Source organism: Streptomyces sp. NPDC051136, from assembly GCF_044455745.1.
GTDB lineage: Bacteria > Actinomycetota > Actinomycetes > Streptomycetales > Streptomycetaceae > Streptomyces.
Genome location: NZ_JBITFE010000013.1, coordinates 125,116 through 137,791, shown reverse-complemented (window position 1 = coordinate 137,791; position 12,676 = coordinate 125,116). Strand labels below are relative to the sequence as shown.

General features: G+C 70.9%; 9 protein-coding genes. 3 read left to right on the top strand and 6 right to left on the bottom strand.

All coding sequences use genetic code 11. The features are described 5' to 3' along the window. Positions 1–47 precede the first annotated feature (47 nt). Complete coding sequence (locus ACIBCJ_RS31935; RefSeq protein ID WP_365981248.1) at positions 48–605, bottom strand: TetR family transcriptional regulator; 558 nt, start codon at positions 603–605, stop codon at positions 48–50. Between the two features lie 193 nt (positions 606–798). Between ACIBCJ_RS31935 and ACIBCJ_RS31930 the strand changes: the two genes are divergently transcribed. Next, positions 799–2,052 carry an MFS transporter gene (locus ACIBCJ_RS31930; RefSeq protein ID WP_365981249.1) on the top strand — a complete coding sequence of 418 codons (1,254 nt, stop codon included), beginning with the start codon at positions 799–801 and terminating at the stop codon, positions 2,050–2,052. 57 nt (positions 2,053–2,109) lie between these two features. On the opposite strand, the gene ACIBCJ_RS31925 is transcribed toward ACIBCJ_RS31930, so the two are convergent. Further along, complete coding sequence (locus ACIBCJ_RS31925; protein WP_362509220.1) at positions 2,110–3,288, bottom strand: Cmx/CmrA family chloramphenicol efflux MFS transporter; 1,179 nt, start codon at positions 3,286–3,288, stop codon at positions 2,110–2,112. Between the two features lie 247 nt (positions 3,289–3,535). On the opposite strand from ACIBCJ_RS31925, the gene ACIBCJ_RS31920 reads away from it, so the two are divergent. Both ACIBCJ_RS31920 and ACIBCJ_RS31915 read left to right on the top strand, forming a co-directional pair. Then, positions 3,536–4,009 carry a diadenosine tetraphosphate hydrolase gene (locus ACIBCJ_RS31920; protein ID WP_365981250.1) on the top strand — a complete coding sequence of 158 codons (474 nt, stop codon included), beginning with the start codon at positions 3,536–3,538 and terminating at the stop codon, positions 4,007–4,009. Between the two features lie 353 nt (positions 4,010–4,362). Continuing rightward, positions 4,363–7,647 carry a LamG-like jellyroll fold domain-containing protein gene (locus ACIBCJ_RS31915; protein WP_365981251.1) on the top strand — a complete coding sequence of 1,095 codons (3,285 nt, stop codon included), beginning with the start codon at positions 4,363–4,365 and terminating at the stop codon, positions 7,645–7,647. Between the two features lie 277 nt (positions 7,648–7,924). On the opposite strand, the gene ACIBCJ_RS31910 is transcribed toward ACIBCJ_RS31915, so the two are convergent. The 4 genes from ACIBCJ_RS31910 to ACIBCJ_RS31895 all read right to left on the bottom strand — a co-directional run bounded on the left by ACIBCJ_RS31910 (position 7,925) and on the right by ACIBCJ_RS31895 (position 12,630). Further along, the gene (locus ACIBCJ_RS31910) at positions 7,925–8,959 is read right to left on the bottom strand and encodes an ABC transporter permease (protein WP_362103323.1); all 1,035 of its coding nucleotides are present in this window, start codon (positions 8,957–8,959) and stop codon (positions 7,925–7,927) included. After that, positions 8,956–9,918 (bottom strand): ABC transporter permease, encoded by a 963-nt coding sequence (locus ACIBCJ_RS31905; protein ID WP_362512454.1) that lies wholly within the window; start codon positions 9,916–9,918, stop codon positions 8,956–8,958. Before ACIBCJ_RS31905 ends, ACIBCJ_RS31910 begins: the two co-directional genes overlap by 4 nt. Then, positions 9,911–11,473 carry a sugar ABC transporter ATP-binding protein gene (locus ACIBCJ_RS31900; RefSeq protein WP_362512451.1) on the bottom strand — a complete coding sequence of 521 codons (1,563 nt, stop codon included), beginning with the start codon at positions 11,471–11,473 and terminating at the stop codon, positions 9,911–9,913. The genes ACIBCJ_RS31905 and ACIBCJ_RS31900 overlap by 8 nt, the downstream gene beginning before the upstream one ends. Positions 11,474–11,535: 62 nt before the next feature. Continuing rightward, on the bottom strand, positions 11,536–12,630 hold the full coding sequence (locus ACIBCJ_RS31895; RefSeq protein WP_365981252.1) for an ABC transporter substrate-binding protein: 1,095 nt from the start codon (positions 12,628–12,630) through the stop codon (positions 11,536–11,538). Positions 12,631–12,676: the final 46 nt, after the last annotated feature.

Below are 12,676 nucleotides of genomic sequence, written 5' to 3'. Positions count from 1 at the left end.
CCCTGCGTCCCCCGCGTCCACCGCGTCCACCGGGCCGCGGACCGGGCTCAGCAGCGCCGGTCGACGACGGCCTCGACGATGGCGGCCACCTCCGCGCGGTCGGTGGGCCGCGGGTCGACCGAGTTGTGGATGGAGAGCCCTTCGATCAGGGCGTCGAGGGCGCGTGCGGTGAGCGGGTCGAAGTGTCTGGCCAGCGAGTCCCGGCTCGCTCGCATCCAGGACCGCATGACCGTGCGCACCTCGGGGTGACGGGTGGCGAAGGCGTAGAGCTCGTAGCCGAGCAGGAGGTTGTGGTCGGTCCCCCACACCTTGCCGCAGATGATCTCGACGACTGCCTCCTGGGCCTCCTGACGGGTCCGCGCTGCCTCCAGAAGGGCGCCGTAGCGCGTGGACACGGACTCGGCGTGCCGGGTGAAGGCCTCGGTGAGCAGGTGCTGCATGTCGTCGAAGTAGTAGGTGAGCGAACCGAGCGGCACACCCGCCGCCTCGGCGATCCTGCGAAAGGTCACCTTGATGGCGCCGTGCTCGGCGACGACGTCGAGCGCGGCGTCGAGAATGCGTTCGCGGCGCCGGGGGTCGTTGGGGCCGCGGGTGCTGCCTGTCATCGCCGTTGTCCGCCTTGCCTTCTCGGTCTCGTCTTGACTGTCTTGTCTTCACTGGCTCGGCTTCGCTGTCTCGTCTTCAGAGTCTCGTCTTCTCGGCCTTCCGCCCGGTGTGTACATTTGTGCATACTCGGTGGGTGCGCGGATACGTCGCCTGCCTGTCCCCCATTGTCCCCAACCCCGGCGGAGCCCTTCCTTGGACGACCACGCCGTGAGCCGACGCCGTCGGGCACTGTTCCTGTTCTTCTTCCTCAACGGCGTCGTCATGTCCTCCTGGGTCACCCGCACCCCGGACATCCGTGACCAACTGGGCGTTTCCACGGGACAGATGGGGCTGGTGCTGTTCGGCCTGTCGGTCGGCTCGATGGCCGGCATCCTGTGCTCGGGCCGCTTCGTGTCGCGGTGGGGGACCAGGCCCGTGACGGCAGTGGCCACCCTGATGGTCATCACGAGCGTGGTCGTCGTCGGTGTGGGCACCGTGCTCGCCTCCGCTCCCCTGGTCACCTCGGGGCTGTGCCTGTTCGGCGGCGGGGTCGGGGCGGGCGAGGTCGCGATCAACGTGGACGGTGCGCACGTGGAGCGGCTCACCGGCACGGCGGTGCTGCCCACGCTCCACGGGTGCTTCAGCCTGGGCACCGTCGTCGGGGGCCTGGCCGGCATGGTCGCGACCGCCGCGGCGTTCCCCGCCCACTGGCACCTGTGGGCCGTGTCCGTGGTGGCGGCGGCGATCTTCGCGTACGCCATCGGCGCCGTACCCGCCGGGACCGGCATGCGCGGCGCACCGCCCGCTTCGGACACCGCGCGGGGCGCGAGGCCGCGGGTGTGGCGGGACCGGAGGCTCCTGATGATCGGGGCCATCGTCCTGGCCATGGCTCTCGCCGAGGGCGCCGCCAACGACTGGCTGCCGCTGCTCATGGTCGACGGCCACGGGCTCGACGCCGCCGTCGGCTCCCTCGTCTACGTGGGGTTCGCCGCCGCGATGACCCTGGGACGCTTCAGCGGTACCTTCCTCCTCGGTCGCCACAGCCGGGCGACGGTGATACGGGCCAGTGCGATGTCCGGAGCCGTCGGCCTGGCCCTGGTCATCTTCTCCGACCACACCGTCCTGGCCGCGGCCGCCGTGCTGTTCTGGGGACTGGGTGCGTCCTTGGGCTTTCCGGTGGCCCTGTCGGCGGCGGGCGACTCGGGACCCGACGAGACCGCCCGCGTCGGTCTCGTCGCGACGATCGGCTACCTCGCCTTCCTGGTGGGACCGCCCACCCTCGGTTTCCTGGGCGACCACTACGGCCTGCGGTCGGCGATGGTCGTGGTGCTCGCGTTCGTCGCCGCGGCAACCCTGGCCGCCCCTGCCGCCGGCCGCAACACGTCGCACCGCTCCCGAAGCGACATCGGGACCCCCGCGGAAGCGGCGCCGAAACAACCGGTCCGCAGCACGCGCACCGAGGAGTGACCCGGCACCGCTGAACCGTTGGTCAGGCGGCCGTGGTCCGCGCGCGGCACATCCGGGTCACCGGGGCGCCCTCGTCCCGCGACCGACGGCGAGCACGCCGCGGAAGGGACAGGCGACGAGCAGCGCGGTCGCGACGAGCAGGGCACTGACCCACAGGGGCCCGAGATCTCCGAGGGAGGTGTCGAGGGAGGCCGCCGCGACGAGCGGTCCGAGCGCGGCGCCGGTGTTGAGGGCCGCGGTCGCGTACGCACCGCCCATGGTGGGTGCTGCCGCCGCCTCGTAGAGGACCCGCGTGATCAGAGTGCTGCCCAGCGCGAACGACAGCGCGCCCTGCAGGAACACCAGGGCGAGCAGGGCGGCCGGCCGGTCTGACAGCACGGCCAGGGCCGGCCAGCCGAGGAGGAGCAGCGGTCCTCCGTAGGTGACGACCAGACCGGGGCGGGTGTCCGACACTCGTCCGGCGACGGTGATGCCGGCGAAGGAACCGAGGCCGAAGAGCACCAGGGCGACCGGGATCCAGAGGTCGCCCAGGCCCGCGGTGTCGGTCACGACGGGGGCGAGGAAGGTGAAACTCGCGAAGGTCGCCGCGTTCACCAGGGCGCCGAGCAGCATCACGAGGCCCAGACGCGGACTCCTGAGCTGCCGGAGTTCCGCTCGCAGGGCCGGCCTGTGCGGCGCGTCTTCCGGGACGGGGTCTGCCGGGATGCCTTTGAGGATGCCGATGGCCGCGGGCAGGCAGAGGGCGGCGACGGCCCAGAAGGTGGCTCGCCAGCCGAGCATGGTGCCGACCACCGACCCGGCCGGGACCCCGGCGATCGTGGCCGCCGTCGTTCCGGACAGCAGCACCGCCAGCGCGCGCCCCTTTCTGTCCACTGCCACCAGCCGGGCGGCCGTGGTCAGTGCCACGGCGACGAAGCCCGCGTTGGCGAGCGCCGCGACGATCCGGGTGGCGAACAGGACGGGAAAGTGCGTGGTGGTGGCGCCCAGCGCGTGCGCCGCGGCGAAGACGAGGACGAACCCGAGGAGAGCGGACCGAGCGGACCGGTTGCGGGCGAGCCCGGCCACCAGAGGTGCGCCGACGACCATGCCGAGGGCGAAGGCCGAGGTGAGCGAGCCCGCCGTCCCCACCGTCACGTCGAGGTCGCGGGCGATGCCGGGCAGGAGGCCGGCGAGCATGAATTCGGAGGTGCCCATGGCGAAGACGGCCATGGCGAGCAGGTACAGCGGAAGAGGCATCGAGTGGCTCCGAGGCGATGAGAAACAGCGGGGAAGGCGTTCTCGTCACCGCGGTCAGCACCCACGGGCCACCCACGGGGCACCGGCGTCCGGCCACGGTGCGCGGCGGGACGGCAGGGCTACGGAGTCAGTGGTGCAGGGGGCTGACGGCGTGACCGAAAGCCCCCACCCTGGATGCTTCGGGGCTCGACATGCTCCGCACGCTACCCGACCGACGCCCGGCGACGCACGCCGGTAGGTTCCGCCCATGACCGGTGACTGGCGGACGGATCGGATCGGGACGGCGCTGCGGGGCGAGAACCCCACCGTGCTGCGGAGGTTGACGGCAGGGTTCGCGGTGATCGGGGACGTCCAGTTCCTGCCCGGCTACTCGGTCCTGCTCGTGGACGAACCGGACGTGCAGCGGCTGTCTGACCTGCCGAGGGCGAAGCGGCTGTCCTTCCTGTCGGACATGGACCAGCTCGGTGAGGCGGTCGAGCGTGCATGTCGGCGGCTGGACCCCGCCTTCCGCCGGGTCAACCTGGAGATCCTGGGGAACACCGATCCGTTCCTGCACGCGCACGTGTGGCCGCGGTTCGCGTGGGAGCCCGCCGATGTGGTGGGCAAGCCCGTGTGGCTCCACCCGCCCGAGCGGTGGAGCGACAGCCGGTTCAAGCTCGGTCCGCAGCACGACGTACTGCGGGATGCGATCGGCGGCGAACTGGACCGGTTGCGAGGCTGAGCCGCCTCGGGCCGGCGGCATGACGGCTTCCGGACGGCCCGCCGGCCCGGCCGGCCGGAAGGAGCCGCGGCGGATCCGACGGAGCCGGTCCAGACGCGCCGCGCAAGGCGGTTGGGCACTGTCTCCGCCCTGGGCAGCCTGCCCGACGCCCCACCTCCCCGAGGCCCCGGACGCCTCCCCCGGGAGCGGACGCGGCGGCGGTGTCCGAGGTCTGGACAGCCACCGACGGACGTGTTGTCATTCCGCTGTCAAGAATTTCCAACGTTGGAAGAATCGTCGTCCGGCGCCTGCCCAACCGGCGCCGCCGCCTGCCGAAAGGTCCCGGGACGGGGCCCTTGCGCGAGGAAGGTTCGATGAGACAAAGACACACCCGCCCACGAGCGAGGGCCTGGGCCCTGCTCACCGCCGCGGCCCTGGCACTCCCCACCACCGGCCTGGTGACCGGCACTTCGGCCACCGCGGCGCCCACCGGTACGGCGGCCACCGCCTCCGAACGCGCCGCCGTCGCGGTGCACGGGCTCAAGGGCGAGTACTTCAGCATGTCGGCGCCGGGCGCGCGGGACTTCGCGCAGCTGGGCGGCACCCTGCTGGACCCGCAGATCAACTTCTCCGGCCTGACCGGCGTCTTCCAGGAACTGACCGGCCGGACGGAACACACCACCGCCCGCTGGACCGGGCAGCTCGAGGCACCGGCCACCGGTGACTACACCTTCTACGCCAGCGGAGACAACGGCTTCCGGCTCTTCGTCGACGGCGAACCGGTCATCGACCACTGGCAGCCCGACTGGGACAACGAGCAGACCAGTGCGCCGGTCAGGCTGGCCGCGGGCGAGAAGCACGACTTCCGCCTGGAGATGTTCCAGGACACCGGCGGGGCCAACATGTTCCTGCGCTGGTCGACCCCGTCCCTGCCCAAGCAGGCCGTCCCCATGTCGGCGTTCACACCGCCGGACGGCTTCGAGGTCTACCCGGTCGAGCCGTCGGTCACGGAGAACGGCCGGCAGGTGCGGGCCCGGTTCGAGGGCAGCGTCGGCGGCGCCGGCAAGGCGCTGGCCGACCACCTGGAGATCGAGGCCGACACCACCCCGATGCCGATCGACTCGGTCTCGGTGGCTCCGGGGGACCGCAACACCCTGCTGGTCACCCTCGGGGAGCCGATCCAGAAGAACCAGCAGGTCCGGGTGGCCTACGACGGCGACGGCGGGCTGACCTCCGGCGGCGAGACCGTGCCGGACATCCACCGCTACGCGCAGAACGACTCCGCTCACCGGCTCACCACCACGTGGGGCGACCGGCTCGACGAGAAGCACCCGCTGCCTGAGTACCCGCGCCCGCAGCAGGTGCGTGCCAAGTGGAAGAACCTGAACGGGCCCTGGCAGTTCGCCGCCGCGGAAGCCGGTGAACCGCCGGTCTTCGGCCAGGATCTCGACGAGAAGATCATCGTGCCGTTCCCGGTCGAGTCCCAGCTCTCCGGGATCGAGCGGCACGAGGACCACATGTTCTACCGCAGGCTCGTCGACGTGCCCGGGAGCTGGAAGGTCGGCAAGGGCGGCAAGGGCGGCAAGGGCCAGCGGCTGAAGCTCAACTTCGGTGCCGTGGACTACGAGGCCGCCGTCTGGGTCAACGGCAAGAAGGTCGCCGAACACACCGGCGGCTACAACGCGTTCAGCGCCGACGTCACCGACGCGCTCAAGGACAAGGGGCCGCAGGAAATCGTCGTCGCGGTCACCGACACTGGTGGCGCCGACCAGCCGATGGGCAAGCAGTCCGGGAACCCGGGCGGCATCTTCTACACCCAGTCGTCGGGAATCTGGCAGACGGTGTGGATGGAACCGGTCGCCGGCACCTCCGTCGACAACGTGGTCACGACCCCCGACATCGACTCCGGCAGCCTCGCGGTGACCGTCGAGTCCGAGGGCGCCTCCCCCGAGGCGCGCGTCGAGGCCGTCGCCCGTGACAAGCGCGGCAAGGTCGTCGGCCGGGTGCGCGGACCCGCCAACGAGGAGCTGCGGCTGCCGGTGGCGAAGCAGCACCTGTGGAGCCCGGACGACCCCTACCTGTACGACCTCGACGTCGAACTCACCGACGGCGGATCCACCGACAAGGTCGGCAGCTACTTCGGCATGCGCGAGGTGGGCGTCGAGAAGGTCGGCGGATACCAGAAGCTGGTGCTGAACGGGAAGCCGGTCTTCTCGCTCGCCACACTCGACCAGGGCTTCTGGCCCGACGGCCTGTACACGGCCCCCAGCGACGAGGCACTCGCCTTCGACCTGAAGGCCCACAAGAAGCTGGGCTTCAACTCCGTGCGCAAGCACATCAAGGTGGAGCCGGCCCGGTGGTTCTACCACGCGGACCGCCTGGGCCTGCTGGTCTGGCAGGACTTCGTCTCCGGGAACATCACCGGCACGACCGGTCAGAAGGCGTTCGTCGACCAGGGCATGGAGGCGATGCGGCAGCACCACGACTCCCCCGCCGTCATCGGCAACATCGTCTTCAACGAGGGCTGGGGCGAGTGGAACCGCGAGGAGAGCGGACGTATCGCCGAGGCCGTCAAGGCCGCCGACCCGTCCCGTGTCGTCAACGCCCACAGCGGTGTGAACTGCTGCAACTCCAAGGGCGACTCGGGCAAGGGCGACATCGTCGACCACCACGACTACAACAACGAAGACCCGCCGTTCCCCGACCACCGTGCCGCGCTCGACGGCGAGCACGGCGGCTTCACGCTGCGCACGCCGGGGCACATGTGGCCGGGCGCCCCTACCGTGATCTACAGCGGCGTCGCCGACAAGGAGGCGCTGACCCGCAAGTACGTCGAGAACACCGAGAAGTTCTACCTGGAACAGGCCGGCGCCGAGCTGTCGGGCTCGGTGTACACGCAGATCACCGACCTGGAGAACGAGCTCAACGGTTTGTACACGTACGACCGCCGGGAGATCAAGGTCGACCCGGACCAGGTGCGTGAGGTCAACCGCAGAGTCCTGGCGGCGGGCGCCGCCGCGGGTGAGCGGCCGGAGCTGAAGGGCGGCGGGCACTGGACCCTCGACGAGGGCGCCGGAACCACCGCGCGGGACGACGGCCCGAACTCCAGGCCTCTGCGGCTCTCCGAGGGCACCACCTGGACGCCCGGTGTCAGCGGCAGCGCCCTGAGGTTCGACGGGCAGGGGCAGTCCGCCGAGACGGACGGCCCCGTGCTCGACACCACCGGAAGCTACTCGGTCTCCGCCTGGGTGAGGCTCGACGCGCTCCCCGGCAACTACGCCACCGCCGTGAGCCAGGACGGCCGGTTCCGGGCGAGCCCGTTCTACCTGCAGTACGGCCAGGGCGCCTTCGCCTTCAGCACGCCCGGCGAGCACCGTGCCCGGCTGGTCACCACCCCGGAGACCGGCCGCTGGTACCACCTCGTCGGAGTACGCGACGGCGGGAAGAACGAGATCAAGCTGTACGTCGACGGGCAGTTGGCGGCGACCGCGGCCGGCGGCGCCAACTACGTCGGTTCCGGGCCGCTCGCGGTCGGGCGCGCCCAGTGGAACGGAGACGACACCGACTTCTGGAACGGCGCGGTCGACGAGGTCCACGCCTACGACCGGGCACTCACCGCCGAGGAGGTGAACACGCTCCACGCGCAGGAGAAGCCGTAGCCCAGGCTCCTGTGACGGTCCCGGCGAGTGCCGCTCGGCGCACTCGCCGGGACCGCGTGTTTCCGGGCCCGGGGCACGGCGATGCCGCACGGATCCGCCACGCGGCTGCCGCACGACACGACGCTGCGGATCCGCCACGCGGCTGCCGCACGACACGACGCTGCGGACTCACCACACTGCCGGCACACGACACGGCGAGTACACACGGCACCACCGGCACACGACGCGGCGGCCGGTGCCATTGCCGGGCACCGGCCGCCGTGTGTCCTGGACACCGTCACATCAGTTGCCGTCTCCGTCCCAGCCAGGTCTGGGCGATCACGACGAGCGCCAGGAAGGCGCCGCTGACCACGAGTTGGTAGGAGGAGTCCAGCGATCCGATCTGGTTGATGATGTTCTGGATGACCTTCAGGAGCAGGACACCGACCAGTGAACCGCTGACGTAGCCCAGACCGCCGGTGAGCAGGGTGCCGCCGATGACGACGGCGGAGATGGCGTCGAGTTCCATGCCGTTGCCGAGGATGGTCACCCCGGAGGCGAGCCAGGCGGCGTTGAGCGCTCCGGCGAGACCCGCCAGCGCCCCGGACAAGGTGTATACGGCGATCTTGGTGCGGGCCACCGGCGCGCCCATCAGCGCGGCGGCGTCCTCGTTGCCGCCGACGGCGTACACGTGCTGCCCGAAGCGGGTCCGGCGCAGCACCACGGCCCCCGCCACGAACAGCACCAGCGTGATCCACACGGGGTTGCCCACGCCCAGGGTGCTGCCCTGCCCGAGTTCGGCGAGGAACGAACCCTTGCCGATCAGATAGGTTTCGGCGCCCTCGTCGGTGAGGGCGAGCATCAGTCCGCGCGCCCCCAGCATGGCGGCCAGTGTGACGATGAAGGGGGCCAGCCGGGAGCGGGCGACCAGCAGGCCGTTGACGACTCCGATCAGGCCGCACACCAGAAGGGGCAGCAGCAGCGCCACCAGGGTGCCGTGGCGGGACCCCCAGGCCGCCAGGACACCGCCGAGGGCGAACAGGGATCCGACGGACAGGTCGATGCCGCCGGTGATGATGACGAAGGTCATGCCGAGGGCGACGATCGCGAGGAACGCCGAACCCGTGGCCATGTTGGAGACGTTGTCGCCGGTGGCGAACGAGTCGAAGCTGAAGGAGGCGACGATCGAGACGAGCACCAGCACCGCGAGCGCGCCGTGCTGCTGGACCAGGGCGCTGAGCCGCTCGGAGCGCGCGGAACCCACCGGTGCGGTGGCGTCGGTCGGTTCGTTGCTCGCGGTGGTCACGGGCAGGTCCGTCCCGGTGGTGGTCATCGCTTCCCCCGTCCCCGTGCCGCGTAGACCGCGCACACGATCACTATGGCCTGGGCGATCTGGGTCCACGAGGGCGGCAGATCGTGCTTGATCAGGGTGGCGGTGAGCAACTGGATGAGGACCGCTCCCGCCACGGTGCCCGCGATGTTGACGCGTCCGCCCGTCAGCGGGGTGCCACCGACGACGACGGCGGTGATGGCGGACAGTTCCATCAGGTTGCCGAGCGACGTCGGGTCGCTGGCCTGGAGGCGGGCGGTGGCCAGCACGCCCGCGACGGCGGCGAGCAGCGCACAGGCGACGTACACGATGATCAGTACGCGCCGTACCGGCAGACCGGCGAGCTGGGCTGCCGGACGGCTGTCGCCGATGGCCAGGAGCTGGCGGCCGAAGGTGGTGCGGCGGACGACGAACGCGACCAGCACGGCCAGCGCGGCGGCGATCAGGATCAGGTACGGGATGCCGGCGAGGTCACCGGAGCCGAGGGAGGCCAGCGCCGGGTTGTGCAGGTCCTCCAGCTGCGGAAGCAGGACCAGGGCCAGACCCCGGCCGCCGACCATGAGCGCCAGCGTGGCCACGATGGGCTGGACGCCGATGAACGCGACCAGCGCGCCGTTGGCCAGTCCCACGCCGGCGGCGAACAGAGCCACCACCAGCAGCGCGGGCAGCAGGCCGTAGCCGAGGTAGAGGGCCGTCACCGAGGCTGCCAGGGCCATCACGGCACCGACCGACAGGTCGACGCCCTCGGTGCCGATGACCAGGGCCATGCCCAGCGCGACGATGATGACGGGGGCGACCTGGACGGCCTGGGTGCGGAAGTTCTCCGCGGACATGAAGTGCGGGGTGATGACGATGTTGACGACCAGCAGCAGGGCCACGCCGGCGTACACGCCGTAGGTCTGCAGCCACTGCAGGATGCGGGCCCGGTCCAGGGCCGGGGTGCGGAGGGTGGCCTCAGCCATCGGTGGCCGCCTCCCTCACCGCGTCGTGCACCGGCTCGCCACCGCCGGCGATGGTGCGCATCAGTGTGTCCTCGGTGACGTCGTCGCCGGTCAGCTCGCCGACGACCGCACCGTCCTTCAGTACGACCACGCGGTCGGACCCTTCGATGAGTTCCTCCAGGTCGGAGGAGATGAGCAGGACGCCCAGGCCGTCCTCGGCCAGTTCGTCGACGAGTTTCTGGACCTCCGCCTTGGCGCCGACGTCGATGCCGCGGGTGGGCTCGTCCAGGAGCAGCACCTTGGGGTTCATGGCCAGCCAGCGGGCGAGGAGCACCTTCTGCTGGTTGCCACCGGACAGCTCGCCGACCTTCTGGTGCGGGGAGGACGCCTTGATGCGCAGCCGCTTGACGAAGGTGTCCACGATGCTGTCGACGCGGGCCTCGGAGACGAGGCCGAAGCGGGAGAGCCGGGGCAGCGCCGCGAGCGCGATGTTCTCCCGGACCGACAGACCGGGGACGATGCCCTCGCTCTTGCGGTCCTCGGGCAGGAGGCTGATCCCCGCGCGGATGGCCGCCGGGGTGGAGCCGCCGCGCAGCGGAGCGCCGGCCACCGTGACCTCGCCCGAACTCCTCGCAAGGGCACCGGAGATGGCCTTCGCCGTCTCGGTGCGTCCCGAGCCGAGCAGGCCGCCCAGCCCGACGACCTCGCCCGGGCGGATGCTCACGGAGACGTCGTGCAGCTTGTGCGGGACCGTCAGTCCCTCGGCCCGGAGCACGGGCCTGGTGTCGGCGGCCTGGTGGTCGCCGGAGAACTTCGTCGCCCCCTCCTCGCGGACGTCGCCGAGGTCCCGGCCGAGCATGGTGGAGACCAGGGCGAGGCGGTCCAGGTCGGCCAGCCGGCCGTGGTGGACGCGGCGCCCGTCGCGCAGCACGGTGACGGTGCTGCACATCGCGTAGAGCTCGTCCAGGCGGTGACTGACGTACACGACGGCGATGCCGGCGTCGCGCAGGCGCCGGATCACCGAGAACAGGGTCTCGACCTCGCGGGGTTCGAGCGAGGAGGTCGGCTCGTCCATGACGACGATCCGGGCGTCCGTCGCCACGGCGCGGGCCAGGGCGACCATCTGCTGGGCGCCGACCCCCAGGGTGCGCAGGGGCTGCCGCACGTCCACCCGGACGCCGTACGTGCCGAGTGCCTGCTCGGCCTCGCGGTTCATGCGGGCGACGTCCAGCAGGCCGAAGCGGTTGCGCGGCTCGCGGCCCAGGAAGAGGTTGCGGGCCACGCTCAGCAGGGGGATGAGGTTGACCTCTTGGTAGATGGTCGAGATGCCGGCCTTCTGGGCCTCCAGAGGAGTGGCGAAGGAGACCGTGCGGCCCTGGAAGGTGATGTCTCCCGCGTCGGGCCGGTAGACGCCGGTGAGGAGCTTGATGAGGGTCGACTTGCCGGCGCCGTTCTCGCCGATCAGGGCGTGCACCTCGCCGGGGTGCAGGGTCAGGTCCACGTCGTCCAGGGCCCGGACGCCGGGGAAGGTCTTGCTGAGTCCGCGGACGGCGAGGACTTCGGCGGGGGGTGCCACCTGTGCCTCCAGGAAGGGGGTGAGAGGGGGCCGGGGCCCGGTGTCCGGGCCCCGGAGGAGGGTCAGTAGGCCTTGCCGATGTCCTGCTTGGCGTTGTCCGCGTTGTAGGCGCCGTCCTCGATGATGATGTCCTGGGGGACTTCCTCGCCCTTGGTGAAGGTGTCCAGCGTCTGGAACGCCAGCGGCCCGAACCGCGGGTTCGACTCGACGACGCCGCTGATCCAGCCGTCCACGACGCCCTGTACGGCGTTGCGGGTGCCGTCCACCGTGACGATGCTGACGTCGCCGGCCTTCTTGCCCGCGCCCTTGAGCGCGGTCACGGCGCCGAGGCCCATCTCGTCGTTCTCGGCGTAGATCCCCTTGATGCCCGGCTCGGACTGGATGAGCTGCTCGGTGACCTGCTGGCCCTTCTCGCGGGCGAAGTCACCGGTCTGCTCGAAGACGACCTTCAGATCCGGGGCCTTCTCGGCGATCCGCTCCTTGAACCCCTTGGTCCGCTCGGTGGTGACGTTGTTTCCGGCCGCGCCGAGCAGGATGGCGACCTCACCCTTGCCGCCCGTCGCCTCGATCATCTGGTCGGCGGCGCGTCGGCCCTGCTCGACGAAGTCGGAGGCGATGAACGAGGCGTAGTCCTTGCAGGGTTCGGCGTTGATCTTGCGGTCGATCGTGACGATCGGCACCTTCTTGGCGGCGGCCGCCTGCAGCACCGGGTCCCAGCCGTCGGAGTTGAGCGGCGCGATCACCAGCAGGTCGACGCCCTTGGCCAGCAGGTTCTGCACGTCGCTGATCTGCTTGGAGAACTGCGACTGGGCGTTGGCCGTCAGCAGCCTGACGCCCCGCTTCTTCGCCTCGTCCTTGATGGACCGGGTCTCGGCGATGCGGAACGGATTGGCTTCCTTCTCGGACTGGGAGAAGCCCACGGTGGCGTTCTTCAGATCGATCTTCTTCGCGCCGTAGGCGTCGATGGTGCAGGTCTTGCTGCCGGGCTTCGGAGTGACGACCTTCTGCTCGGCGCCTGCGGCCGTCTCCGACTGCTTGTTGTCCGAACTGTCGTCCTCCGTCTTCGCGCAGGCGGTCGCGGTCAGGGCCACGGCGGCGGCCAGGGCCACGACCACGGGACGGGCGAGGAGAGGACGGCGAGGAGTGGTGCGCTGCATGGTGGTGACCCCGATCCGGGCGAACGCTGAAAGGGAATGGGGAACC

Coding starts and splice junctions, on each gene's coding strand:
- ACIBCJ_RS31935 (WP_365981248.1), bottom strand. CDS start 605: ATGACAGGCAGCACCCGCGGCCCCAACGACCCCCGGCGCCGCGAACGC.
- ACIBCJ_RS31925 (WP_362509220.1), bottom strand. CDS start 3,288: ATGCCTCTTCCGCTGTACCTGCTCGCCATGGCCGTCTTCGCCATGGGC.
- ACIBCJ_RS31920 (WP_365981250.1), top strand. CDS start 3,536: ATGACCGGTGACTGGCGGACGGATCGGATCGGGACGGCGCTGCGGGGC.
- ACIBCJ_RS31915 (WP_365981251.1), top strand. CDS start 4,363: ATGAGACAAAGACACACCCGCCCACGAGCGAGGGCCTGGGCCCTGCTC.
- ACIBCJ_RS31910 (WP_362103323.1), bottom strand. CDS start 8,959: ATGACCACCACCGGGACGGACCTGCCCGTGACCACCGCGAGCAACGAA.
- ACIBCJ_RS31905 (WP_362512454.1), bottom strand. CDS start 9,918: ATGGCTGAGGCCACCCTCCGCACCCCGGCCCTGGACCGGGCCCGCATC.
- ACIBCJ_RS31895 (WP_365981252.1), bottom strand. CDS start 12,630: ATGCAGCGCACCACTCCTCGCCGTCCTCTCCTCGCCCGTCCCGTGGTC.